General features: G+C 44.0%; 32 protein-coding genes. 3 read left to right on the top strand and 29 right to left on the bottom strand.

From position 1 onward, the window contains the following. Positions 1 to 49 precede the first annotated feature (49 nt). Genes BS636_RS10315 through BS636_RS10300 form a run of 4 tightly spaced genes read right to left on the bottom strand, consistent with a single transcriptional unit; the run spans position 50 to position 3,409 of the window. Entirely contained in the window at positions 50 to 2,767 is a 2,718-nt protein-coding gene (locus tag BS636_RS10315) for a toprim domain-containing protein (protein ID WP_099338679.1), read from the bottom strand. Positions 2,768 to 2,780: 13 nt separating this feature from the next. Further along, positions 2,781 to 2,960 carry a hypothetical protein gene (locus tag BS636_RS10310; RefSeq protein ID WP_099338678.1) on the bottom strand — a complete coding sequence of 60 codons (180 nt, stop codon included), beginning with the start codon at positions 2,958 to 2,960 and terminating at the stop codon, positions 2,781 to 2,783. Between the two features lie 5 nt (positions 2,961 to 2,965). Further along, positions 2,966 to 3,202 carry a hypothetical protein gene (locus BS636_RS10305; RefSeq protein WP_099338677.1) on the bottom strand — a complete coding sequence of 79 codons (237 nt, stop codon included), beginning with the start codon at positions 3,200 to 3,202 and terminating at the stop codon, positions 2,966 to 2,968. Between the two features lie 6 nt (positions 3,203 to 3,208). Further along, positions 3,209 to 3,409 carry a ribbon-helix-helix domain-containing protein gene (locus tag BS636_RS10300; protein ID WP_099338676.1) on the bottom strand — a complete coding sequence of 67 codons (201 nt, stop codon included), beginning with the start codon at positions 3,407 to 3,409 and terminating at the stop codon, positions 3,209 to 3,211. Between the two features lie 83 nt (positions 3,410 to 3,492). Here BS636_RS10300 and BS636_RS10295 point away from each other — a divergent pair, with 83 nt between their 5' ends. Then, the gene (locus tag BS636_RS10295) at positions 3,493 to 3,849 is read left to right on the top strand and encodes a hypothetical protein (RefSeq protein WP_099338675.1); all 357 of its coding nucleotides are present in this window, start codon (positions 3,493 to 3,495) and stop codon (positions 3,847 to 3,849) included. A 36-nt stretch (positions 3,850 to 3,885) separates the two neighbouring features. Here BS636_RS10295 and BS636_RS10290 read toward each other — a convergent pair whose 3' ends face one another. The 3 genes from BS636_RS10290 to BS636_RS10280 are packed head-to-tail and all read right to left on the bottom strand — an operon-like array spanning position 3,886 to position 4,961. Further along, the gene (locus BS636_RS10290; RefSeq protein ID WP_099338674.1) at positions 3,886 to 4,446 is read right to left on the bottom strand and encodes a hypothetical protein; all 561 of its coding nucleotides are present in this window, start codon (positions 4,444 to 4,446) and stop codon (positions 3,886 to 3,888) included. Continuing rightward, positions 4,443 to 4,754 (bottom strand): hypothetical protein, encoded by a 312-nt coding sequence (locus BS636_RS10285; protein ID WP_099338673.1) that lies wholly within the window; start codon positions 4,752 to 4,754, stop codon positions 4,443 to 4,445. The genes BS636_RS10290 and BS636_RS10285 overlap by 4 nt, the downstream gene beginning before the upstream one ends. A 3-nt stretch (positions 4,755 to 4,757) precedes the next feature. Beyond that, entirely contained in the window at positions 4,758 to 4,961 is a 204-nt protein-coding gene (locus BS636_RS10280) for a hypothetical protein (RefSeq protein WP_099338672.1), read from the bottom strand. A gap of 332 nt (positions 4,962 to 5,293) precedes the next feature. Between BS636_RS10280 and BS636_RS10275 the strand changes: the two genes are divergently transcribed. Then, positions 5,294 to 6,022, top strand: a complete 729-nt coding sequence (locus BS636_RS10275; RefSeq protein WP_099338671.1) for a hypothetical protein — start codon at positions 5,294 to 5,296, stop codon at positions 6,020 to 6,022. Positions 6,023 to 6,024: 2 nt separating this feature from the next. Further along, on the top strand, positions 6,025 to 7,020 hold the full coding sequence (locus tag BS636_RS10270) for a hypothetical protein (protein ID WP_150128996.1): 996 nt from the start codon (positions 6,025 to 6,027) through the stop codon (positions 7,018 to 7,020). 41 nt (positions 7,021 to 7,061) lie between these two features. Here BS636_RS10270 and BS636_RS10265 read toward each other — a convergent pair whose 3' ends face one another. From BS636_RS10265 to BS636_RS10160, 22 genes are all read right to left on the bottom strand, one after another. After that, positions 7,062 to 7,304, bottom strand: coding sequence for a hypothetical protein (locus tag BS636_RS10265; protein ID WP_099338669.1), 243 nt, complete (start codon positions 7,302 to 7,304; stop codon positions 7,062 to 7,064). Next, positions 7,297 to 7,596 (bottom strand): ogr/Delta-like zinc finger family protein, encoded by a 300-nt coding sequence (locus tag BS636_RS10260; protein ID WP_099338668.1) that lies wholly within the window; start codon positions 7,594 to 7,596, stop codon positions 7,297 to 7,299. Before BS636_RS10260 ends, BS636_RS10265 begins: the two co-directional genes overlap by 8 nt. A gap of 130 nt (positions 7,597 to 7,726) precedes the next feature. Next, the gene (locus tag BS636_RS10255) at positions 7,727 to 9,211 is read right to left on the bottom strand and encodes a contractile injection system protein, VgrG/Pvc8 family (protein ID WP_099338667.1); all 1,485 of its coding nucleotides are present in this window, start codon (positions 9,209 to 9,211) and stop codon (positions 7,727 to 7,729) included. Beyond that, on the bottom strand, positions 9,211 to 9,636 hold the full coding sequence (locus BS636_RS10250; RefSeq protein WP_099338666.1) for a phage tail protein: 426 nt from the start codon (positions 9,634 to 9,636) through the stop codon (positions 9,211 to 9,213). Before BS636_RS10250 ends, BS636_RS10255 begins: the two co-directional genes overlap by 1 nt. Before the next feature lie 12 nt (positions 9,637 to 9,648). Further along, the gene (locus BS636_RS10245) at positions 9,649 to 12,342 is read right to left on the bottom strand and encodes a phage tail tape measure protein (RefSeq protein ID WP_099338665.1); all 2,694 of its coding nucleotides are present in this window, start codon (positions 12,340 to 12,342) and stop codon (positions 9,649 to 9,651) included. Then, positions 12,339 to 12,407, bottom strand: coding sequence for a GpE family phage tail protein (locus BS636_RS10240; RefSeq protein ID WP_253170007.1), 69 nt, complete (start codon positions 12,405 to 12,407; stop codon positions 12,339 to 12,341). Before BS636_RS10240 ends, BS636_RS10245 begins: the two co-directional genes overlap by 4 nt. Positions 12,408 to 12,466: 59 nt before the next feature. Then, on the bottom strand, positions 12,467 to 12,844 hold the full coding sequence (locus tag BS636_RS10235; protein WP_099338663.1) for a phage tail assembly protein: 378 nt from the start codon (positions 12,842 to 12,844) through the stop codon (positions 12,467 to 12,469). Positions 12,845 to 12,914: 70 nt separating this feature from the next. Beyond that, positions 12,915 to 13,430: a phage major tail tube protein gene (locus BS636_RS10230; RefSeq protein ID WP_099338662.1), complete on the bottom strand. Its 516-nt coding sequence runs from the start codon at positions 13,428 to 13,430 to the stop codon at positions 12,915 to 12,917. A 12-nt stretch (positions 13,431 to 13,442) separates the two neighbouring features. Next, on the bottom strand, positions 13,443 to 14,615 hold the full coding sequence (locus BS636_RS10225; RefSeq protein ID WP_099338661.1) for a phage tail sheath protein: 1,173 nt from the start codon (positions 14,613 to 14,615) through the stop codon (positions 13,443 to 13,445). 115 nt (positions 14,616 to 14,730) lie between these two features. Further along, the gene (locus BS636_RS10220) at positions 14,731 to 15,204 is read right to left on the bottom strand and encodes a hypothetical protein (RefSeq protein ID WP_099338660.1); all 474 of its coding nucleotides are present in this window, start codon (positions 15,202 to 15,204) and stop codon (positions 14,731 to 14,733) included. Positions 15,205 to 15,212: 8 nt separating this feature from the next. Then, positions 15,213 to 16,802: a phage tail protein gene (locus BS636_RS10215; RefSeq protein WP_099338659.1), complete on the bottom strand. Its 1,590-nt coding sequence runs from the start codon at positions 16,800 to 16,802 to the stop codon at positions 15,213 to 15,215. After that, a complete protein-coding gene (locus tag BS636_RS10210) occupies positions 16,802 to 17,332 on the bottom strand; it encodes a phage tail protein I (protein ID WP_099338658.1) in 531 nt (176 codons plus the stop codon). The genes BS636_RS10215 and BS636_RS10210 overlap by 1 nt, the downstream gene beginning before the upstream one ends. Continuing rightward, complete coding sequence (locus BS636_RS10205; protein WP_099338657.1) at positions 17,329 to 18,246, bottom strand: baseplate assembly protein; 918 nt, start codon at positions 18,244 to 18,246, stop codon at positions 17,329 to 17,331. The genes BS636_RS10210 and BS636_RS10205 overlap by 4 nt, the downstream gene beginning before the upstream one ends. Continuing rightward, complete coding sequence (locus tag BS636_RS10200; RefSeq protein WP_099338656.1) at positions 18,243 to 18,587, bottom strand: GPW/gp25 family protein; 345 nt, start codon at positions 18,585 to 18,587, stop codon at positions 18,243 to 18,245. The genes BS636_RS10205 and BS636_RS10200 overlap by 4 nt, the downstream gene beginning before the upstream one ends. Beyond that, a complete protein-coding gene (locus BS636_RS10195; RefSeq protein ID WP_099338655.1) occupies positions 18,584 to 19,135 on the bottom strand; it encodes a phage baseplate assembly protein V in 552 nt (183 codons plus the stop codon). The genes BS636_RS10200 and BS636_RS10195 overlap by 4 nt, the downstream gene beginning before the upstream one ends. Positions 19,136 to 19,207: 72 nt before the next feature. Then, positions 19,208 to 19,657, bottom strand: a complete 450-nt coding sequence (locus BS636_RS10190) for a phage virion morphogenesis protein (protein ID WP_099338654.1) — start codon at positions 19,655 to 19,657, stop codon at positions 19,208 to 19,210. Between the two features lie 3 nt (positions 19,658 to 19,660). Further along, positions 19,661 to 20,164: a phage tail protein gene (locus tag BS636_RS10185; protein WP_099338653.1), complete on the bottom strand. Its 504-nt coding sequence runs from the start codon at positions 20,162 to 20,164 to the stop codon at positions 19,661 to 19,663. After that, positions 20,148 to 20,372: an Rz1-like lysis system protein LysC gene (lysC, locus tag BS636_RS16630; protein WP_099338652.1), complete on the bottom strand. Its 225-nt coding sequence runs from the start codon at positions 20,370 to 20,372 to the stop codon at positions 20,148 to 20,150. Before lysC ends, BS636_RS10185 begins: the two co-directional genes overlap by 17 nt. Then, positions 20,284 to 20,706 (bottom strand): DUF2570 family protein, encoded by a 423-nt coding sequence (locus BS636_RS10175; protein ID WP_099338651.1) that lies wholly within the window; start codon positions 20,704 to 20,706, stop codon positions 20,284 to 20,286. Before BS636_RS10175 ends, lysC begins: the two co-directional genes overlap by 89 nt. Next, positions 20,703 to 21,557, bottom strand: coding sequence for an N-acetylmuramidase domain-containing protein (locus BS636_RS10170; RefSeq protein WP_099338650.1), 855 nt, complete (start codon positions 21,555 to 21,557; stop codon positions 20,703 to 20,705). Before BS636_RS10170 ends, BS636_RS10175 begins: the two co-directional genes overlap by 4 nt. Further along, the gene (locus BS636_RS10165; RefSeq protein WP_099338649.1) at positions 21,554 to 21,823 is read right to left on the bottom strand and encodes a phage holin family protein; all 270 of its coding nucleotides are present in this window, start codon (positions 21,821 to 21,823) and stop codon (positions 21,554 to 21,556) included. Before BS636_RS10165 ends, BS636_RS10170 begins: the two co-directional genes overlap by 4 nt. Further along, a complete protein-coding gene (locus BS636_RS10160) occupies positions 21,820 to 22,188 on the bottom strand; it encodes a putative holin (protein ID WP_099338648.1) in 369 nt (122 codons plus the stop codon). The genes BS636_RS10165 and BS636_RS10160 overlap by 4 nt, the downstream gene beginning before the upstream one ends. Between the last annotated feature and the right edge of the window lie 3 nt (positions 22,189 to 22,191).

Below are 22,191 nucleotides of genomic sequence, written 5' to 3'. Positions count from 1 at the left end.
TGATGTAAGCACAGCTTCGAGTTGCAGCTCTGGCTGTGCGCCTAAAAAATTAATCTCGGTTTGCCGATGGCTTTTCAAAGATCCAGCAGCGTTTGGTTGAGCTGGTGATCTTGCTTTGAATGGCTTTATTGGCTTCTATAAAGCGGTAATGCATGCTGTGACGTAAGGCATTTTGCAGTTCATTTACCTCTGGCAATGAGTAGCGATAATCCGCTGCGACCTTGTATAAATGGGCAAAGTTGATGGCGAACAAGTCTGATTTTGCTGAGTGATTGACCACGCTTTCTGCATGCTCCACCTTCGGAATGGCGTCTTCCATTTCTTCCACCGTGTTCCAGAAGTTTTGAACCAGGACTGAATCTGACTTCAGGATCTTGTCGCGGTTTTGGGCCATGTTCAGTAATTCAGCATGCACCTGTTTCTGAATCTGTACTGGTACTTCAATCACGTGCTGACACATGGCATCGAATAAGGCCATGAGCTGGGCATGGTTATGCACGACACGCGAACTTTGAATGTTGAATTGTTCCTGGTGTAAAAATGCATCATGCTTTTGCAGACAGAGGTTATAGCTCTCCAGGACTGCTTTTTCTTTGTTTAAACACTGCAAAATAAACTGGCTCACATGCTCATGTTCATACTTTGAAAGTCTGCGCGATGCATACAGGCTGTCTTTAGTGAGCTGATCCTTTACAAATCCAACATGAATAATACGTCCCATGATGGCTTCTGATGCCAGAACCGGTGCATTCTGGCTGATGATCAATGTCCCCATAAAAGGCGGTTCATAGGTTTCATTACCGCCATTTTTCACCCCTTGCGCCCCCAGTGAACCACCGTCATACAAGGTTTTGCACATATCCCAGTTGAACTGTTTCGATGCGCTTTCACCCTGGCGATCTGATTCGATCAGAATCACTGGTAAGTTTGAAACCTGTCTAAATGTACGTGTCAGACCCGCTTTTGAAGTTTTAGTCGGATCCACACCTTCATAATTGATACGGCCAAACAGTTTCCATAAAAACTGCAGCAAAGTAGATTTACCTGTCCCCGGTTCCCCGACGATTTCTACAAATGGAAAGGACTTGTGTGTCTGACGGATCTGCTGGGCATACAAGCTGCCAAAAAACGTGGTCAGCGCAATCAGTCCCTTTACACCGTATGCATCAATCAGGTCTTTGGTCCATGCATTCTGGTATTCAGCCTGTTTTGCATTGATGTCCAAAGTAAATGGTGCACGGCTTTTAAGGTTGATGTTCTTAGGCAGCTCAAAATAGTCTTCATTGTTAATTTTGAACTGTTTGCCGTTTTGATAAGCCAATTCACCCAGTACATAGGTTTTTAAGTCGCTGTGATAGCCGACATAGTTAATGAGCTGAACCCGTTTAATGTCTTCAATCCAGTCCTGCAGTAAACGGTCAAGCTGGTTGCCACTTCCGGTGTAAACCACGCCTGGTGCAACGGCCAGCAAACGTTTTTTAAACTCGGATGCCGCTGCCAGCTGTGAACCGGTGAAAGTGTTCTTTACAGGCTTCTGGCTACGTGGAAAGTCGATATTGAAGTAATACCAAGCTTCATCCGTTTCTTCACTGTACTGGTAATACAATGCAGTCGGCTTGCAGTTAATGATTTTGGTGACATTGGCTGCCGCCTGTAGGGCTGCTTCACGACGTTCTGCCTGTGCCTTTTCCTTTTCTTCCTCTAACCAGTCTTCATTTTTATCCTTATCTTCAAAGTTAATATCTTTCATGTACTCGTCGTACTTGTCGTTATCTAACTTGAACCAGAACACCTGATTGCTGAAATCAAAAGGAAAAGTTTTAGTGCCATTGCGCTTGTAGATAAGTATGGCTTTATCCACAGGTTTTTCTGCAATCAGCAAGGCGCCATAGTATTTATAGGTTTCAAGGTCGCTAAACTTAAGACGATCCTGTTTATAAAGATCATTCCAGTCCTGCTTTTTACGGCCAGCTGGTGGCAGTGCAGCTTCACATTCAAAACCATCGGCAGTGGCTTTTTCGATATTGTGAAAAATACCGTCATAGCCTGCTTTGTCATTATCAAATGCCCATACCAGCTTGGGTAAAGGCAGATTATGTTCTGCACACTTCTGTTTGATGTGGTTTAAAAATATAGACGGGTAATAGCCATGACCTGCAGATAAGCAGCTAAAGCTGGTGATCCCTGATAACCACAATGCAATCGTGTCGAAGATGCCTTCGGTAATCCAGATTTCTTTGGATTCGATGTAGTTGGTATTCGGTGTCAGCCATGAATGCCCTTGTGACTTCCAGCCTTTTTTGAACATGGTTTTTGGTAAAACACCCTGTTCATCTAGGATACGTTGCCACCAGCCATGATTGCCGTTTTCATCGGTAATGGGAAAACGTAAGGTGGTAGAGCCGATATTCGATTCAAAGTCTTTATAGTATTCCTGAGAATACAGACCTTTGAGCTGGTCGATAGGCAGGCCACGACCTTCTACCAGGTAAGCATCCACAGTTTTGGTTGGATTTTCCTGAGTCGGCTTGAAGCGTTTTTCCCACTTTTCAAACAGATCCGGATACAGATCACGGATATAGGTTTGTTCGCCACATTTGTTATTGCGTGGGCAATGAATCACCCAAGGTGATTCAAGGCTGGTCCACGCTTCCTTATGGGAACAGGTTGGGCATTTGCCTTGACGTAGCTTGTCACCACGTTCTTTAAATTCAAACTCTTGTATCAAGCGTTCGACAACTAAAGTTTGAGTTTCCGGGAACATCATTTATATAAACTTCCTAAAACAAATGCCGTTTACTTTTAAGTTCTTGCCCTGCCAGTTTTGCAAGCATTTCCTGAGTTCGCGCTCTGGTCAGGTGTTCGAGAGTTTCTTCGATGCTGGATAGGCCCAGCATGGTCTGGACTTCTTCAACAATTTGTTTTTCTTGATCAGTCAAGGTCACTTCTTGAATTGGCATTCGGTTCAGCTCCTAGAAAGGTGATCTGATGCGCCTTTATTCAAGTAGTTATCCAGATTAAATTCCTCTTGAACATCTTCAGCGATCAGCGTTGCAAGGGCCTGTTTCAAAGCAAGTTGGCGAAGAATGACACCGATATTTACGCCAGTAAGATTTGAGACAGCGATAAACAGGTCAGACTCCGAATCGGTAAGGTTGATGTTGTAACGATTAATACGTTTTTGTTTCCGCATTGAAGACATAAAGCATTACTCCTTATTTTTTTCTGAAGTTTGTTTGCCTGCGTAATACGCCTGGGCAATGATGCTAGAGCGACTGGTGTCGGTACTGTCGGCAATCTGGTCGATTGATTCGACTTCATCCTTAGGCAAATAAACGATGCAACGAACACGTCCACCGGTGATCTTTTTAGCTCTCGGTCGATTTTGAGGTGAATTTGATGTACTCATACAGTATTCTTACGGTTATAGTGATGTGCTACGAATCACTATAGCATAAATATTTGTTCTTTCAATGCCTAAAGGTTAAATATATGTCCGAAAATGCAGAAAAATTAGCTACAGAAATATCGGTAAGATTCAAAGAAGAATTAGAAAGAAATGGATTAAAGGCAAAGTCACTGAGTCGTGACATTGGTGCACATGAAAATACCCTGGGCAACTATGTGCGTAACAAGGTGCCGGATCAGTGGGTGTACCTGACTAAACTGCATGAGCAAGGCATTGATATCCGTTATGTGTTGTTGGGCATTGATCCGGACTTTAGTGGACTGACCAGTGAAGAAAGCCTTTTGCTGAAGGCCTATAGACAGATTAAGCCAGAAAGCCAGGAAGCTTTGCTGAACTTATGCCGTGTGATGAGCCTGGATGCCGAGAATAAAAATGGCTAAAAGTAAAAAGCCCACTTTTAAAAGTGGGCTTCTCTGTTACTTCTCTAACCTGGTTTGTACCTGTTGCAGCTTATGTTCTAAATCCAGCAATTTATAAACAAGATCTGAAGTTTGATACGTGACATCTCTATTACCTGGTGCAGCTTCGAGTGACTGTCTCCAGATGCGTAGCGCACTAATTGAACTATCAAGTATTAATTCTGCTTCGTTTTGTGAGATTTCCATATTTACCCTATTAGCAATTTGATTTAATTGAAATTGCCAGACTCGGACACTTGTTCCGTTCCAGATGGGGCTGGTAATTGTATGCTCTCCCATAAACATAGGATAAATAAGATCATTTAGCGAAGTTTTTAATACTTCTATATCAATAGTCTTACTTAACTGCTCACTTTTTGATAATTCCTGCAACAGATCATTGATCTGGTCCGGGCTAATGGATAAACGTCCTTTTTCCGTGTCATGGTTGAAGGTAATTTGCGCCTGCACTGACTGGTCGATGATGTGGAAAAGCTGCTGACACACAATCCGGCTTTTTTCTGTTTTGGCCAATACACGTGGTTCCAGGGGCACATAGGGAATAATATTTTCATTCATGCGGATGCTGCTCCCTGTATGCGCTGGGCACGGGCGATCAGCTGCTTACGCTGTTCTGTGCGAAAAGCCCATCCGTGTGCCAGGCCTTGAGCACAGTTTTGCTGCCCTACCTTAAAGCGCTGGTTGTCGGTCATGGCGTTGATGCAATTCTGCAGGATCTGGTCTGCATGCTGCAGCTCAACTAATAAATCGTTCTGGCTAAGCAGCTCATTCATGACTTTGACCATGACTGTTTTTTGTTGCGGATTAAATTGTGGCTGCAGTTCCTGGAAGAGCTGTACCACTTGTTGTTTTAAGCTGTTTGGCATGACTTATTCCCCCAAAAATAACAGGGAGAAAGTCGTTACAGTGGCAAAGCAGAGAGACAGGGTGTCGATACAGTTTTTACGGAAATGGGCAAGTTTGCGTTGTTTTTGGCGTTTGAAATAAGCACCCATATCATGGATAGGCGTGTGCTCAGGAGCCGGAGTGATTTGTGCAGGTACGCGGGTGCGGACTTGAATCTGTCTTTTCATGACTAAATTCCTTGTAGGTTTGGTTTTAAACCTACCGCCATTCTTCTCACGGAATGGTGGCAGACCGAACAGGGGTGAGAATACCGTCCTACAAGTACGGCCAGTCAAAGACTGCCCTGCCCGATCTACCATAACGAGTATAGCCGATCAGACTTTTTAGGCAAAAAAATAGTCGCTTAAGCGACGATATTTTATGCGCTTGTAGGTTAAAACAGGTTCTCACGCCTGTACGCAGATTTTGCTGCGTAGTTACATATTGCTCGATAGTGTGCTGCTATGTCAATATAGTGATGCGCTATTTTTTATAAATTTATGAATAAACAAGGATTATTGTGGCTACTTTATTCGCTTTACTCTTTTTGATTGCTTCAATCGGGACTATTGTTTTTTTAATTAAACCTTCACTTACACAGTTCAAATCTAAACCTGCCTTATCACGAGGCAAGATTCTACTTTATGGTTTGGCCCTGAACTTTGTCTTTCTGGCTTTGGTTGGAGTATTTGCACCAGAAGTAGACAACACAGATAGTCAAGCAGCAGCTCCAGCTGCACAAAATGCAGCCCAGCCTGAAGTCGCTGAAAAAGAAGTTCAGCCGGTTAAAGTTGAAGCCAATCTGGGCATGACCCCGGAACAGTTCAGACAGAAATTCAATGCCCAGCTTAAAGCTCTAGATATCGAGACCATTCGACCTGTGGCTGAGTTTGATATTAAAGAAGGCAGTGTTAGAGATACCTTCCAGATCATGTTCACTCAATATGTCGGTTTAACAGGAACAGTTAATAAAGACGGTTCTTTAAGAGAATTAATTTTCACTGTCGGTGGGACAGAAGAATCTGAAAAAGCGATGATGGATTTACTAATCATGAGCGGAATTACTGCTCAAGTCATTAGTCCTGGAACAGAAGCGGGTAATGAATTGGTAAAATTGATCACTGCTGCTTTAAAGAATATTGGGAAAGAAGAAAATAGCCATAAAAAAGTAATTGGTGATGTTGAATATTACGCCTTAGCCAATGAAATTACCGGTCTGTGGGTGGGTGTTTCGCCTGTTGGGGAATGATAATGAGTAGTCCAACTCCTAATAATTCATATAAAGAGCTTTTGGGTATTCTCGGTGCAATTACCCTCATATTCATCCTCTGGATTAGCTATCCGCGATTTATGCAGTATATGGATGATGCACCCCAGCAAAAGTCAGTTCAAATGGTGATCCCTTACACCTTTGATGCCATGCTCACTACTGAACCGACCAGTTCTGAATCTGTAGCAGAAGAAAAGAGCAAATTTCAGAACATTGGGGATCAGTACGGTACTTATGGGGATAGCTATGGATCACTGAATACCCTATTTAGTGGTTTAGCTTTTGCGATTCTGATTATTTCCCTGTTTATGCAACGCCAGGAGCTACAAGCACAGCGTCAGGAACTCGAAGCACAAAGGAATGAAATTAAGGAAAGTAATGCGATTGCGGATAAGCAAAGAGAAATTACTGAACAGCAGGCAAAATTAAACGAACAACAGCTTTATGATGCGAAAGTCCAGAATTTTTATACTCTATTGTTTAAGTTTTTAGACGAAAAGCAAAGAAAAATTGACACATTAAGTTTAGGTGGTTCAACTCATGGAGATAATGTTTTTAGACACTTTAATATAAACATTCTGCATGAATTAAGAGCGATATATTTAAGCACTGAGCTTATTGATTCAGCAAATAATGATGAGTTAGAGAATATAATTATTTTAAAAAGTGCCTATGCTCATAAACTAAACCAATACAAATTATTAAGTAATGAAGTTTTTGAATATATTAATTTTATTCTTAGTTTTATTGAACAACATCAGCATTTAGATATTACAAAGACAGCTATAGAAATTTTTATTTCCTATCAAAGTTTTAATGAAATGATTGCAATGTTTTTTATTTCTTTTGATGAGGTACGAATTAAAGAATTCATATTAAAATATCGACTTATGAGAAAATTAAATAACTATGTAGAGGAAGATTATTATCTGGCTTTGGTCGATAAAACATTGGGACAAAGGTCCTATATGTCTTGAAGTCTATGGAATTAAAAAGGTCGCTATATGCGACCTTTTTATTATTCTGGATTATTCCCTTGCGTTCCCCGCTTATAGCCCTTTAGCCACATTTGCGGTGCTTCTGCCCAGCTTCTTAATGCCATTGGTTCTTCAATTCCATTCAGTGCATTCATAAATCTTTCACGCCACCACATAAACATACCTTCGGATCGATGCTTGACCATGCCTGGAGGGTTCATATCCGGAGTGAGATCCTGATAGAAAAGTTCAAATAATTGTTCAGGATGTAGATTTTCACTCATTATTTTGATTCTCAACTGAATCATCATTTGCTGCCTGGCGTGAAGTCAGCTCTTTAAAGGTTCTCAGTTTTACATTGCAATCGGGAATGGCACTGGGTGAGATTTCATGTGTTATTTCGATATTTCCACGACCAGTAAAACCACAATGAACATTGCGACATTGTAAAAATAAGGTTTTTAACAGGATGTGTTCCTGGATACTGGAACGAATTTGAAGGTTTGCTGCCTTGCAATGAGGACAAAGGAGCTGAGGTCTTGCCGTTGTTTTATGTGATAAAGCCGGCTCAGTCATTGTTATCCCTTTTAATACAAATATTTGTTCTATTTTATACAAAAGAATAAATATTTGTTAGAAATGTTGTCTTTTTTATAACATTTTTTTATTAATGGCACGCAACAAAAATCACGTGCCAGGTTATGTATTAATGATCTAGCTTGACCTGCTGTAGCATGTCTTTTTTGGCATTCAGGCGTGGATACTCACGTTCCAGTGCCTTTTCTGCAGCCAGCTTGGTTTTATAAAGCCGGTCCAGTACTTTCGGGTTGGACTGGTCTCCTTTGGTCAGTACATGCCGTGTTTTACCTTTGTCCAGGCTGTAAAAGGTTTTTAAGCCGGTGTAAGGCTTCACTTCCAGTTCGTTGTGCGCTGAAAACTTGCCTGTTTCGGTATCCAGCAAGGCATACTCACGGTCTAGCCTGGCTTGGGCTGCTGCCTTGTTGATATACAGATAAGTGAAGTGTTTTGGATTGGACTGATCACCTTTGGTCAGTGGTACCGCCTTACTGCCGGACTGGTAATAGACCACCACGCCAGTCCATTTCTTGTCTTTTTCCGCTTCGAACTGATCTTCAAACAGTTCTGCTACATCGTCAGCATCCGGACAGAAGACTTCCAGCTCTATAGCAGTGGTATAGCCGTTGTCTGCATCCAAAGTATGTACGATTCTAGTCCCGAGCCAGAAAATATCATCGATATGCTCTTTTAAGCCATCAAAGACAAAGGTCATTTCCGGAATGATGTCGGGTTTACCCTTTGCCAAGGTGTAATTGAAAGTTAAGGTTGAACGTTTGAGTTCTGCCAGCTTGGCTTTGGCTGCCAAGGTCGCGGACTGTTTGTCCTGGTGAATATGACGCAGTTCCTTAATGTTCTGGTTGCTGGCATCGCCATACACGACTTCAAGTTTTTTTGCCTGGCCAGAATCGTAGTACCAGGCACGGACTGCAGTGATTTCATCTCCACCATCGCAGTCACTATAGCGATGCTGGTCGCCTTGATCCCGAGTAATGAGATAGGTCGGCAAGTCCTGTCCAGATACAGTTTGTGCTATCCCTTTTGGCATAAATACGAGCATGCCATTTTTGACGGCTGCAATGGCATCGTGTTCATCGGCCAGCCGGGTCAAAAGGTTGGCATCGGATTCGTTTTGCACCAGGTGAATAATCTTTCGCTGAGCTAGAGAATCGTGCACCTTTAAATCGAGTTCATGGGTAAAGGCAATGGCCTGCAGAATTTCTGAAAGCGTCACGTCATTAAAGCTGCGTTCCTTTTTCTGCTTGAGTCCAGCCTTCAGATCGGCACTGGTGGCACGGATGGTTAGTACATCCGGGGCACCGCTATGTTCCAGTTCCTTTACTTTATATTGGCCTTTATAGACCAGACCTTCATTGCTCCAGCCAAGCCAGACCTGGATATTGACGCCTTTGGGTGGAATTTTGAGCGTGCCGTCATGGTCTGAAAACTGTAATTCAAGTGAATCTGATTCCATACCACGGTTATCTGTGATGACCAGACTCATCAGGCTTTCAATGGCTTCCTGGCGAATATCCTTGCCTTCAATCTGCAGCTTGAAAATGGCGTGAGGATAGCTGTCCTCCAGTTTATCTGTGATAGCAGAGACAATATTCATTAGAACAATTTCTCCGCTACTGCACCCAATACGCCAGACACCAGTGAACCTGCAGACTTGGTCTTGCTCAGTTTCAGACTGAATTCGACTTTACGCGGTTTACCGTTGCTGAAAAAGTAAGTCTGGGTTTCATCAACTGAATCCAGCTTCCACATGCCATAAATTTTGCCATTTCCCGCAATGAGCGGAAATGATTTACCGGTGTTGCCCATTAGACGTAATGCAGTCAGGGACAGTTGAGATCCAAACTCCGGAACAATAGAGCCGTCCAGGGTAATGGTATCTTCCCCTGGGCCGGTAAACTGGTATGCCGGTGCAGCTCCGACACGTGAATTGCTGGCATGTCGCCAGTTGGTGCTACGCTGCAGGCTTTGATAGGTGGCTGTTGGTATTGAAAACACAAACATGCCGAAGATCATCATCATTGTGTATTTTCCTTATTCTGAGTCCTGGTAACGGTCACGTGCGCGTTGCATTTTTTGACGATCACGCTGATCCAGGACATTGGCAACCATCTGGGCAAGCTGCTGTACGGACTGGCCCGGCTGGGCATGAATGTGCATGGTGATGGTGTCGCCCTGAATGGTGACAGCACCACCGCCAGCTGCTGCAGGTTGGGCATGGGACGATCTGATTTTGGCCAGTGCCGGTGCAACGTTAATTTTCTGCATGACGTCTGAAGTATTCGGACTGAAAATTCCGACAACGTCTGCAAATCTGGCCTTGAGATCCGGGAAGCCGTTTTGTAGACCGACTCCTAAACCACTCATGATGTGACCACCCAGCCCTGCCATGACACGGGATGGACTGTGGATGTCCATGCTTTTTTGCATGAATGAAGGCATATAGGCGTTAATGGAAGCCCAAAGTCCCTTGAGCTTTTCAAAGCCGGCTTTAATACCATTAATCAGGCCATTAATGATCATGCCCCCAAAGCCAGTAAACTTGGACGGAAGCTCAATTCCGAACCAGCTCATGACCTTGGCAAAGGCTGCATAGAACAGTCCGATGGGTGACCAGTTCAAGATGAGTGCACTCATACCTTGAATGCCACCTGAAAAGGCTGTTTTGGCTTCGGTAATTCGTGCTCCGAACCATGCCCCTACAGGCGCAAAAATACCGGTTATTTTGGTCCATAAATCACTGAAGAACCCAGAAATAGGTTCCCAGTTTTTATAGATCAGATAGGCAGCTACAGCTATTGCTGTAATGGCCAGTAAAATTGGGTTTGTCAGCATGAGCCGTCCTACCCACATAAAGATTCTGCCCAGCCCCATAAACGCTACTTTCACAATATTAAAAATGCTCGGTAAGAGTGAAAAGGCACGAGTAAATACGGCAGTGGTACCAGTAAAGGATGCCATGATCAGTCTTAGGATGAGCATACCCAGGATCAGTGGTGAAAAGACTGCAAGTGCCCCACCAATTACGATCAGGCTGGTGGCAATCGCGATTAAACCGACACCTAACATTTTGGCCAGTCTTGGATTGCGTTCCATCCAGCCATTAAAGCCTTGCAAGGCACTGGTCGCTGTTTCAATAGCACTGGTATAGATTGGCAGAATGGTGGTACCAAACTTCAGATAAGCATCATGCAGTTTTGCCTTGGCTTCGATTTCTTTACCGGTGGTGGTACCCATGGCTTTGCTGTTCAACTGGTCAATATTGTCTGCACCGGCATTTAACTTGGCATTCTTGTGGATCTGGTCACGTTGCATATACATCTGTGCAAACAGGTTAGATGCAGTACGGTTAGTAAAGATACTACCCATTGCGTCGATAATGTCGCCTTCTTTGGTAATGCCTTTGGACTTTAATTGCGGTACCAGTACCTGCTCCATCCATGCGAACTGGTCTTTTTTGAATAGCGCTGCGCCTTTGATAGCTCCGACATCCAGGAAGGAAATCTGGCCAGATTTATCGTGCTTCAGCTTACTTGGATCTTCAATCAGACCAAGATTCATCAAGTTATTCGCTGCGCGTTTGGTAGTACGGCCCTGATAGACGTTCTGATAAGCAGACATCATGGCGGTACCGACACGGAAGCCCCCCATTTCCTGTACCAGTGGTTCCAGTTTGTAGTAAAAGGCCTTATTGTCGATGCCTTTGGCAGCAATACCACCGGTCTTGATCACGTTGAGCCATTCTTCAGCCTGGACACGTCCACCGGTGGCAGTAATGACCTGCTGAATAATATTGGCCTGTTCCTGGAAGGCTTTTTCGCTCTTTAAGCCGTTACGCATTTCGATAACTTTGAGCATATCCATGAATTTCTTTTCATTTTCTGCTCCGCTATCGCCATACATGGCTTCATTGGCAAATTTCATTTTAGCCAGTGTTGGTGCCACCATCTGGGCATGGTGGACATCGGCAAAGGCTGTTACGCCATCACGGACCAGTTGCAGGTTATCCAGTGTTGAAGTACCAAAGGTTTTCATGGCCTTGGCATACTGAATGGCTTCTTTGGTGGCTTCTTTGCCCAGTCCTAATGATGCGATCCGGTTTTCTTCAACGTCCATGTGTTTGGTTTCATCAATCGGCTTACGCATGGAGTACATGGCACCTACACCGGTTGCAGCTGCACCAGCGCCATACATGGCTGCTGTTCTGACATTGGATGCTGTTTTCTGTGTGCTTTGCTGGATGCGGTTCAGGTTCTGCAGGCGTTGTTTCTGCTTGTCAATTTCAGTATTGGTACCATGAATCTTGTTTTTCAGCTCCTGCTGGTGCTGTGCCAGGTTGGTTGACTTTAATCCGGCCTGATTCAGCTCCTGGCGCAAGGCCATCAGCTTGGGCTTGCCTTCTGTCACCACCTTATTTAAACGACGTGCTTCAGCCTCGGCTTTTTTTAGTTCAGCCGATAATTTTGCATTGGGATTGACTGCGAGTTGTTGCTTGAACGATGCAATTTTGCGGTTGGTTTTGTCGAGTTCGACTGTGGCCTGTTTAACGTCGTCTTTGAGCTTTCTAAAGGTCGCAATTTTGTTTTGCTGGCGTTCCAGGTCTTTGAGCTGGTCATTTGTTTTTTTTAAGGCCTTGCTGGCAGCATTACTGCTGCCCACAATGACTTTTAAAGCGGGGCTTAACTTGTTCTTTGCCCCAAAAATTACTTCAAGTCTTAACGATTTCATTCGGCATCTGATCCATTTCGTTCAATGGCTTTTTGATGCCATTGCATCAGTTCTGTAAGAGACATGTTTTCATAGGTTTGCGGTGGCCAGTTAAAGACCACCGCAATATTGGCAATGGCGTCTTCTACTGTTGGAGTGACAGTTCCGCACGCACTGATTTCGGTTGCAAAAAATAGATCACCGCTGCACCGAGCTGAACGATATCTGCAGGTTCAACTGCACCGCTGTTGAGCAAGCCTTGTGACAGTGTTGGTGTGGTACACAAAGGCAAGATGGTGCAAATGGAGTTCACATCACCATTTAAAATTTCAGAGATGCGGATCTTGCGCAGTGCCGGCACGCTTGGCTTACGCACTTCGATTTGCGTGAATTCGGTATTGCCAATTTTGATGGGTTCATCCAGGTCTACAATCTGAATGTCCGGGTTTGGGGTAATCAGTTTCTGATTCTCAATTTGATCTGCTGTCAGTTCTTGAGCTGGTGTTTGTTCTTGAGATTGCATTGCATATTCCTTGAAGAAAATTTAAATAAAAAAACCTTCTGCAGTACGAAACTACAGAAGAGCAGGAAAACTAGTGACCAATATTGGCGCGGTGTTTTTCTAACAGATCTACACCGTTGACGATTTCAATCATGTTCGGGATATCGATTTCGACTTTGACGACGTTATCGATACTGAGCTTGTAGTAAGACCAGACTGTCTTCACAGAGGTTTCTGTATCGTCCCCTGCTTTCTGGTTGCCGAAGTCGATTTCTTCATGACGACCACGTACTACAATTTCGACTGCAGATGTTTGGCCTGTATCATCCTGCTGGTATGACCCGGCAAAACGAAGCATGTTTGCACCGACTGTAGCTGCGCCAAACTGTTCAATGATCAGTGCATCGATACCGCCAAGCTTCCAGTTGAACTCGGTGATGTCATCGCCAAGGCCAAGATCGATCTTGACGTTGCCGTTCATACCACCACCACGCCAGTCTTCAAACTTACGAACCAGTTTTGGAATGGTGACTTCACCTGTCTGGCCAAGGTATGAATTACCTTCGTTAAACAGGTCCATCATTTTTAGTTTTTTAGGTAAAGCCATGTGCTTTTTTCCTTATGCATTCATACGAGACGCAAAATCAGCCAGGTACTTGTCTGTAATGCGTTGACGTAGGGTTAAGTCTTCAAGTGGCGGTACTGGAGTAAAGTCGTAATCCAGCATTAAACGGCCAGATTTGAGCGATTCTTTTGAGTTCGCTGAAGGATCGAACCAGCATTGACCATCAATGATGTAGCCCTGACCTTTCAGGTCACGGAATTTGGCATTGATACCTTCGACGATGTCACGCGCCAGGCTTGGATGAAGCGGCTTGTCGACTGCCCACATGTGCCCTTCTGCCATGGTATCGGCAATGACTTGTGCAGTACGGGTGTAGTTTTCAAAGGCAAAGAGCGGATCTGCTGAACAGGTACGTGAACCCCAGAAACGGAAGCCGTCGCTTTGGATTAAGGTGGTGATATCGTTCTGGTTGAGATAGCCAGCATCGGTGTCCATGCTTTGCAGTTGCCAGAACACGTCTTTTGAAATACCGGTAACACCATTGACTGCTACGTTGGACAGGGTTTTATGCCAGCCAGTGTCATTGTCGATTTTTGCACGCAGACCGAGTGCTCGAGCTGTTGCATCAAAAGTGACAGTTTCTGATTTGACTGTGTCCCAGCCCAGGAAGTCTGGCCAGATGAGCATGGCTTCGCGTGCACCGATTGATTCACGATAAGCAGCTGCATCTTCTTTGGTTTCACAGTCATATGCTGACAGGTAACTAAACGCACGTAGCTTTTCAGCAAGTGACACAAGTCCAGCTGCCACTGGTGCCGAATCAAGTCCTGGAACACCCAGAATGCGTGGACGGACTTTCAGGTTTTGCTCAGCTGCAAGCAGGGCTTTCATGCCGGTATAACGGCCATTTTCAACGCCACCAATAAGGGCTGAAGTCTGCTCTGCTTCGGTTTCTTTGGTGTCTACACGGACAATGACAGTGACAGCATTGGTCTGATCGGCAATGGCCTGTAATGAACGTGCCAAAGTACCTTGCGTTCCGGCTTTGTCTAAAGCGGTTTTAATGTCTGTGGCAAGGACTGGGGTATTCAATGGTAAGGCATCTGCATCTGCATCTTCTGCAGTTGCCACTAAGCCAATAACTGCGGTTGAAACAGTTCGGATAGGACGGGTGCCTTCATTGAGTTCATGAACCCGGACACCGTGATGATATGAATCTGTAGCCATAAAATTAGCCTGTGATCTGTTGTTTTATATACAGCTCACAGGCTTACAAAATGGCTTTTTAATTGCGATTAGATGGGCTTGTATATGCGTTATATACAAATGATCGCGTTAGGTTTTAAAGTGCTAGTGCTTGTTCCCACATTTGATCGACTTGCTCTTCTGTCCAGCCAAGTAATAAAGTTATTTCTGCTACGGTTGGGCTAAGTCGCTCAATATCAGAAACAGAATCGTATTCAATTTTGAATCGTGGATTTGCTTCAATCGCTTGCATCACTTGATCATACATATCGTGATCGTATAAGTATAAAGCAAATTGGCGTTTAGATAGTTTGGGTAATAGGGAGCGATTATAAGATGCTATTTCTTCTGGTGTACGTAGGTCGATCCATTTATTGCTTTGCCATTCATGGAACGGACTTGGCGGCGGCTCTGACACATTTAGATTTTTAAAAACATGACAGCCTTGATTAATCTTTTCAAGCAAAAGTGAATGCTGTTCTTCACTTACCTCTACCAGATCAGTAGGTAATTCCGCGTAAAGCAAGTCGGTATCGAAAAACGCCTGTTCTTGTTCACTAAATTTAATCATTTTTTCTCCTAATAACCGATGGCGAACCACGAAAATAAACCCGGATTACCTGTAGATTGCCAGCCTAGTGTTGATTTAGTTGTTGTTCCTCTAACCCAAGCAAAATTAAAAGTTGGCCCAGATGTATCAGATTTAGTTTCACCGACAAGACCAAATAAAGTTTCATTCGGGAAAGCGATAGGCATGGTTACTGTACCGCTAGTGCTATCACTATTTGCAGTACCCCACTGCAAAATCAAACCACCCGGAAATCGTTGATAGCCGTTCGCTGATTTTGCGGCTTGAAAGAAGCCGTCAATATTTAAATCATGTGTATGACTTGAAGCGCTAACAGCATTCCCTGTCGAAGCTGTTATAGTCCCCGGTGTTCCAAGTGTTAGTGTGCGGTTTGCATTCAACTCACCGCCGCCGCTTAGGCCGTTTCCAGCTGCAATTGAACGGCTGCAATTGGTCGCGGATGCTGCATTGCCATTTAGCTCTACATCACCAGAAGATCTTGCGTGAACAATCCATTTCCCAAAGGTTGTATCATAGAGACCAAAGTTTCCACCCACAGATGCTTGTAACATGCCATTGTGAATTGAATTGGAAACACGAACCTGAGCCTGAGTCGTCCCTCCTGCGTTTACACTCAACCCGCCATCGGCATCAATATTAATATTAAGCCCACCGGTAACCGTCCCGCCTGACTTATCTAACTTCTCATCTTGGAGCTTTTTACCTTGTGCAGCCGTTAACGCTTGTACTGTGCTTGTACTGTTTAAAGCATTGCTTAGCTGAACAAGACCTTTCACAGATGTGGATGCGGATGGAATATCCTGCGTTGTAACCGTTGTAATCAGCCCTTTAGCATTTACCGTAATCACAGGAACTTTTAAAGTTGTTCCGTAAGTCCCAGCCGTAACTCCTGAATTTGCCAAGGTTAAGGTGCAAGATGTGCCAGTGGAGCCGTCAAAATTAAATGAGCCAGTCGCCGCTCCTGAGAACGATACCTGACGCGATGTTTCAAGCTTTGATGCACTAGCAGCATTAGCATTTTTATCCAGTTTATTATCTTGCAAAACTTTTGCTTGCTTTGCTGAAACGGGTTTCGCTGGTTCGTTTGTTGTTAAATTATCAATAATGTCTATGCGTTTAATGAAGTTTTCTTCAACCCATGCTTGTGAAGCATAGATTAGAGATTCATCTAACATTATTTCGACTACCGAACCATCAGTTATATTCTGTGTGAATTTGAGTCGATATTCAGAAACGCCGGACGGGTCTTCGACTTTCTCAAATGGTGCATGACTACCATGGGAAATTAATTTTCCGTTAGCAATTACACCCATTTCACGAATGGTAAACCCCCCGACATTGGACGGGATAATTGTTTCGATCACAATCCAATTTGCATTGGTTTTGTGTCTCTCATATTTAGTAACGGCCTGACGGTGTACTTCACGTACTAAAGATGTTCGTGCCTTATTTGGGGTTGGTACTGAACCGTTACCATCACCAAAAGCCACGTGAGTAATATCTAGTTTTGTATTAGTGGCGATAGCATTCGCTATTTCAGCATCGCCAAGATTCGTTGTGACATTATAGTATTCAGCCATTATGACCTCGGATGACTTGTAAACGTGATTGCTGTTTGGTGAACGAGCAGATTTCGTATCGTTAAAATTGGATTAATTGTGACTGTTAGATTGGCTAAATGCCGTGATGCAGCTTTCGATTCAGAAACGAGTCGATTAATTTCACTGTATGTTTCAGCATTTAAACTTTTACCAATCACGTTTAGCTCTAAATTAAACGTTCCTGGTGTCAGATTCGGCTGTGCTTGCCACCATTCAATCAGGTTGACTTCATAACCAAATGGCTCTAACGCTTGTTTAATTGCGGCTGTTGTCCCTTTGATTTTGTGTTGATCACGTGATGACTTAATCACTTCTCGTTTCAATTGGTCTTGCCAGTTGGCATCCCAGTAATCCACTGACTTCTGATAAGCAAGAAATGGAAGAAATTCTGAAGGTACTTCATCAATATTTTTGACGACACGGATTGAAGGTAGCTCAAATGCATCCTTCGAGACTTCAGCCAGATTCCTTTCTAATAAAGTTGAGTTGGGAGCCAATAAAGTTTTCACTCTGTCCCCCCAATACTGATGCTTTTTGCAGTACAAAATGGGTGATGGTAGATATCAATTTCGATATCTGCAGCAGGTTCATCAATTACGACACGACTGATGCCATCTACATGCAATGCAGCATAAATTGCAGATAACCGTATGCTTGATCCATTCTTTTTTGATTTTTGGATATAACTTTCGAGTCTGAGATTGGCTGCTTCCAGTAAAAGCGAATCCTCGGCATTTTTACCGACAAACAGTCGGGCTGAAATCTGGTAATCAGTTGCAATGCTGGATTTGACCGTTGGACGGTCACAAACAGGACGGACAAGATCAGGATCTAAAGCAGCCTGTACAATATCAATCAGTTCCTGGGAAGCTTCTCCTGTTTCGCTATCCACCTGTGAAATGACAATATCCAGTAGATATGGGTTATCAATATGTGAATAAACCTTGATGCCATGTACCCTGCCATCTGCACTTAATGTGAAAAATCTGTAGGCATTTGATGAACCAGCGGTATTCATACCGTCGTACTGTAAAAGACAACGTTCTTTTAAACGTTCATCTGATTCATAAACTGCAGGCAGCGGTGGAATAACAGAATTATCTGCAGGTGTAACCAGCAAACGGACCAAGCCATATTCGGTTAAAGCCAAATGGTCCAGGTCTGGGCCTTCAGCATAAGCAAGTAGCAATGCCCGGGCATCGGCATTGCATTTGTTCTGATAATGCAGCTCCAGATAAGCATTTTCTTCAAGCAGTTTGACGATCGGATCTGATTCACGACTAAGGACATTGCGCCATTTTTCCTGTTCAGATTCAGGATACAGGGCAATAAATTTTTCTTTACGCTCACTCAAAATACGTTCGTAGTCTAATTCCTGAATCAGGTTAGGAACCGGTAACTGTGAAAAGTCGACTGTACTCATGAGACGGCACCTAATTTAACTGGAATTGACATGTTGACCTCATTACCATTTGTTTTTAAAAAGCCGATGACATCTAAAATCAATTGCCCTTTATTCAGCTCTGCCACGCTAATCTGGCTGATTTCGATACGATCTTCCCAGCGCACATAGGCACTGTATAAAGTGCTGTAAATTTTTAAATACAGGGCTTGGCCGATCGGCTGGTCCATCAGGCTGGCCAGTAAGGTACCGTACTCGCGACGCATGAGCCGGGAACCAATAGGCGTGGTGGCAATGTCTTCTAATGACTGCCGAATGTGTTCAAGTTCAGTCAGTTCTGATCCGTTATAGCGGGACATCATGGAATTGGGCCTCCTGATTCTTCACTTCCGGCTTTAACGCCTGATGTTCTGTGTTTCGTCAAGCTGATATCACCAGCGAGAACATCGGCAACGGTGGAAATGTTGTCACCGGCAGTAATGGTTTCTGTGACATGCAGTTTTCCAGTGATTTGAACATCGGCGGTCACATTGCAGGTGCCACCTTCTGGCAAAACAGCATCCAGGTGATGGGTTTTTGTGTCATAGGAAAGAAGGCAGCCATCTTCAAAAATCCGGATGGTTTTATTTGGGTCATCGGATGGTGACGGATTGTCCTGATTATTAAAGCCAGCAATGGCCACGCCCATTTCAAGTACGCCGGACGGACTCAAAACCATGACCTCCTCCCCCACACTTGGTGGATCCCAGGTCTTGGTTTTGCCTGCTCTTAATGTCAGAAAACGAAGTTTCCCAGTCGTAATCGCGCCAATAGTGACGGTGACTGTCGTAAAAGGTTGATCAGGATATATAGCCTTGATGGTTCCGAATCGAATCAGGTTTTCAAGGCGTCGATGTAGTTCTGCGCTCATGCTGCAATCGTGTTGCAGATGATTTTGGATTGCATTTGATGTGGCTTGTATATGCGCTATATACAAATGATTTTATTTTGCTGCCAGATGCTCCAGCACATCGGCTTCAATCATTTTGATTTCTTCTTCGGTAAAGCCAAGCAGCTCACGGCTGTCGTATTTCACGCTTGGGCCGTCCCGATCTACTTTATCCACCAAGCCAAACTGGTGTACCCGGGCGATAAAAGCAATACGGCCAGTAAAGCCAATGGCCATACCCTGTGCAGTTCTTTGCACGCGCATGTATTTGGCATTTTTGATGACATTGAACATTTTGTTTTTGATTTTATTTTTCTTGTCACGCAGGCGTTTCTTTCTTGGAACAAAGGCACTGCCATCCGGATTTTTCTGTCTGGTAATACGCGTTTTTTGGGATGCCCGGATCTTACGGCCAATACTCATTTCCAGCTTGCGTCGTTCAGCCTCACTGAGTTTTTGCAGCATGACACCCAGATGTTCTGTCAGTAATTCCAGATTGGCCATAATTTACCAATCCTGCTGTTCAGTTGATGCTGAAGTCCAGGCTGCGAGTACTTCACCGGTTCGATTATCAATAAGCTGCATAGGTTGAGAATCTAAAGCAGTTTCATACTGAGGTTCATCTGGGAAAGTAATATTTAACGTGCCATCATCCTGACGCTTTACAATGACGCGTTCAGTCACGGGGAAAGTCAGAGACAGATCTACAGTACCATTGTCCAAAATGACAGTCTCGAACTTGAAGGCTTCTTTACTTTTTTCCAGATTCATAAGCAATTCAGACTGATTGACGCGTACCCAGTCTAATAAAGGAATCATGACCGCATCAAGCTCCCCAGCAAACTCCGTCAGGATAAAATTCAGGTCATAGACATACTCAAATGAAAGCCCATTTGCACCGGTGCAACGCACATTACCTTTGTCGGTAAAAATCAGCATACGTTCAGGATCTCGCTGCAGTTCTTTGACTGCAGCAAGGATATGACTACGAAGGCTATCGGGCTTTTTCATATTGCTGTTCCTGGATCTGAATGACTGAATCGACTTTTGCAGCACAAAGTGCCCTGGCCAGTTCGGTGGTTTCTAATGCAAAAATTAAATCTTCATTGGTTTGAATATTTAATAAAGGCTTATTGCACCGGGTCAGTACTGGATAAAGCGGATTGGACTGTGTTTGCGTTTGCGGTGCCGGTGTTACTGAACATGCTACGAATAGCATCGGGCACAGGCTGACTAGCCCAAGTTTTAGCATCCTGATCATGATTCAAAATCTCTTTTATATTGATTTTTCGTTGTTCTGAATTCAGCTGCAGTTCATCCTGGGCTTTTTGCAAGTCAGCAATGGCCTGCGCCTGGCTGGTGATCTGCTCTTTAATGTCGGCAATATTGCTGTTTTGGGTGTCAATCAGCTGCTGCTTTTCAGTAAGCTGGGTTTCCAGCTGTCCGACTTTTTGATTCAGGCCGTTGTAATGCTTGATCCCAAAAACCAACGCCAAGGCAATGAGTAAAACGATGACCAACTTGGTGACTGGATCGAAAATTAAAGCATTCATGCTGCTTTTTTCTCCCCATAGATCGGTTCAAGGTGATCCCATTCTTTCTGGAACTTCGCCTGGTAGCCTAATTTTTTATAATTTGGTCCGTTGTACAGCGTGAATACAGCTTCCCAATTCTCAGCACGCAGCGCATCAATCAAAGCGATCTTTTTGCCATTTACGGTACCGGTTTTCCATTCAATGAAACGGATAAATGCTTCCAGTTGTAAGGATTCATTGGCCTGCATCTGATCTACAAATTCAAAGACCGAGCTATAACCTAATACTTTCCAGTTTTCGCCCATGATCTGGAACTGCCCCCAGCTGCATGACATGAGTGCTGCTTCAGCACAGATATTTTTTGCCAGGCTTAACCGGGTATATTCTGCTGCATCGCCTTTATATCCACCGGTTGCAGTGTTCACCAGATTTGGATACTGCTTCATTTGAGCATTGGCAAAGGTTTTACCTTTGAGCTGCACCAGGTAGTGATACATGCGGTGACGTTCAAAAAGGATTTTGGCCTTGCCATTTTTCAGGAAGCCGACACCACGACCTTCAGTTGCACCAAAGACACGAATGGCCAGTTCAGAGACTTTCAGACGTTTTGCAGCTGCTGTGTAGTCACTGTCTTTTAAAAACTTGGAAACGCTTTGACCAGCCAGTGCTGCCCGGGTTTTATCACCGACTTTACCATCGGCCAGAATACCTACGCTTTTTTGAAACTGCAGTACTGCATATTCAGTATTTGCACCAAAGTCACCATCAGGTTTTAAGGCTTTACCATCTTTACCTTTGAACCCTAAGCTGATGAGCTGCTTTTGAATGCTGATGACAGCATCACCACGTGCACCAAATTTAATAATCATGATGGACTCCAGATCAGTTTGGCCACATTACCTTTGGTTCGCATAATGATGATCGCAAGCAGTACTGCGAAAATCGCGTCCCATACCGTGACTGGATCTTTAAAGAACAGGATATGAATGCATTGTCCTAAAAACGATGCGATGAGGATTGCTGCCAGGAAGGAATAACCACGGTGGAAATCACCACCATGGCTGAATGCAGCAATGCGGAAGCCGCAAATTACATATGCAATTACGGCAATGGCTTGAAAGAGAAATTCGATCATGATTTACCACCTTTGAAGATGTTCAGGATGTCAGTTATTTTTGTTAAAAGGTCTGACAGCTTTGCTGCTTTGACCCAGTCCATCACTTTGACCAGGACAAATAAACAAACGGTTGATGTGATCAGTGCTGCAACGGCATCTGTTTTTAAAAATGTGTGTTCTGTAATAAGCGGTGCACTGATATAACCAATGCCGGTTGCCAGCAACATATTGCGGATACGTTGAAAAGCGGTGAGATCCTTTTCAAAAGTTGCGATGAAAGCTGCACCGAGTACTGCTCCCAGCATTGCATCCCCGTTTACGAACGGTAGAAATGCAAATGTGCTTAATCCAGCGATTGTTGCGGTTGTAGTTGGTTCTGCCATTTT

Origin of the sequence: Acinetobacter sp. LoGeW2-3 (assembly GCF_002688565.1) — a bacterium.
Taxonomy (GTDB): Bacteria; Pseudomonadota; Gammaproteobacteria; order Pseudomonadales; family Moraxellaceae; genus Acinetobacter.
This window is presented reverse-complemented; position numbering and strand designations above follow the sequence as displayed.

Bases quoted from the DNA above. Each gene is read 5' to 3' on its own strand.
- BS636_RS10315 (WP_099338679.1), bottom strand. From the start codon at position 2,767: ATGATGTTCCCGGAAACTCAAACTTTAGTTGTCGAACGCTTGATACAA.
- BS636_RS10310 (WP_099338678.1), bottom strand. From the start codon at position 2,960: ATGCCAATTCAAGAAGTGACCTTGACTGATCAAGAAAAACAAATTGTT.
- BS636_RS10305 (WP_099338677.1), bottom strand. From the start codon at position 3,202: ATGTCTTCAATGCGGAAACAAAAACGTATTAATCGTTACAACATCAAC.
- BS636_RS10300 (WP_099338676.1), bottom strand. From the start codon at position 3,409: ATGAGTACATCAAATTCACCTCAAAATCGACCGAGAGCTAAAAAGATC.
- BS636_RS10295 (WP_099338675.1), top strand. From the start codon at position 3,493: ATGTCCGAAAATGCAGAAAAATTAGCTACAGAAATATCGGTAAGATTC.
- BS636_RS10290 (WP_099338674.1), bottom strand. From the start codon at position 4,446: ATGAATGAAAATATTATTCCCTATGTGCCCCTGGAACCACGTGTATTG.
- BS636_RS10285 (WP_099338673.1), bottom strand. From the start codon at position 4,754: ATGCCAAACAGCTTAAAACAACAAGTGGTACAGCTCTTCCAGGAACTG.
- BS636_RS10280 (WP_099338672.1), bottom strand. From the start codon at position 4,961: ATGAAAAGACAGATTCAAGTCCGCACCCGCGTACCTGCACAAATCACT.
- BS636_RS10270 (WP_150128996.1), top strand. From the start codon at position 6,025: ATGAGTAGTCCAACTCCTAATAATTCATATAAAGAGCTTTTGGGTATT.
- BS636_RS10265 (WP_099338669.1), bottom strand. From the start codon at position 7,304: ATGAGTGAAAATCTACATCCTGAACAATTATTTGAACTTTTCTATCAG.
- BS636_RS10260 (WP_099338668.1), bottom strand. From the start codon at position 7,596: ATGACTGAGCCGGCTTTATCACATAAAACAACGGCAAGACCTCAGCTC.
- BS636_RS10255 (WP_099338667.1), bottom strand. From the start codon at position 9,211: ATGAATATTGTCTCTGCTATCACAGATAAACTGGAGGACAGCTATCCT.
- BS636_RS10250 (WP_099338666.1), bottom strand. From the start codon at position 9,636: ATGATGATGATCTTCGGCATGTTTGTGTTTTCAATACCAACAGCCACC.
- BS636_RS10245 (WP_099338665.1), bottom strand. From the start codon at position 12,342: ATGAAATCGTTAAGACTTGAAGTAATTTTTGGGGCAAAGAACAAGTTA.
- BS636_RS10235 (WP_099338663.1), bottom strand. From the start codon at position 12,844: ATGCAATCTCAAGAACAAACACCAGCTCAAGAACTGACAGCAGATCAA.
- BS636_RS10230 (WP_099338662.1), bottom strand. From the start codon at position 13,430: ATGGCTTTACCTAAAAAACTAAAAATGATGGACCTGTTTAACGAAGGT.
- BS636_RS10225 (WP_099338661.1), bottom strand. From the start codon at position 14,615: ATGGCTACAGATTCATATCATCACGGTGTCCGGGTTCATGAACTCAAT.
- BS636_RS10220 (WP_099338660.1), bottom strand. From the start codon at position 15,204: ATGATTAAATTTAGTGAACAAGAACAGGCGTTTTTCGATACCGACTTG.
- BS636_RS10215 (WP_099338659.1), bottom strand. From the start codon at position 16,802: ATGGCTGAATACTATAATGTCACAACGAATCTTGGCGATGCTGAAATA.
- BS636_RS10205 (WP_099338657.1), bottom strand. From the start codon at position 18,246: ATGAGTACAGTCGACTTTTCACAGTTACCGGTTCCTAACCTGATTCAG.
- BS636_RS10200 (WP_099338656.1), bottom strand. From the start codon at position 18,587: ATGATGTCCCGCTATAACGGATCAGAACTGACTGAACTTGAACACATT.
- BS636_RS10195 (WP_099338655.1), bottom strand. From the start codon at position 19,135: ATGAGCGCAGAACTACATCGACGCCTTGAAAACCTGATTCGATTCGGA.
- BS636_RS10190 (WP_099338654.1), bottom strand. From the start codon at position 19,657: ATGGCCAATCTGGAATTACTGACAGAACATCTGGGTGTCATGCTGCAA.
- BS636_RS10185 (WP_099338653.1), bottom strand. From the start codon at position 20,164: ATGAAAAAGCCCGATAGCCTTCGTAGTCATATCCTTGCTGCAGTCAAA.
- lysC (WP_099338652.1), bottom strand. From the start codon at position 20,372: ATGCTATTCGTAGCATGTTCAGTAACACCGGCACCGCAAACGCAAACA.
- BS636_RS10175 (WP_099338651.1), bottom strand. From the start codon at position 20,706: ATGAATGCTTTAATTTTCGATCCAGTCACCAAGTTGGTCATCGTTTTA.
- BS636_RS10170 (WP_099338650.1), bottom strand. From the start codon at position 21,557: ATGATTATTAAATTTGGTGCACGTGGTGATGCTGTCATCAGCATTCAA.
- BS636_RS10165 (WP_099338649.1), bottom strand. From the start codon at position 21,823: ATGATCGAATTTCTCTTTCAAGCCATTGCCGTAATTGCATATGTAATT.
- BS636_RS10160 (WP_099338648.1), bottom strand. From the start codon at position 22,188: ATGGCAGAACCAACTACAACCGCAACAATCGCTGGATTAAGCACATTT.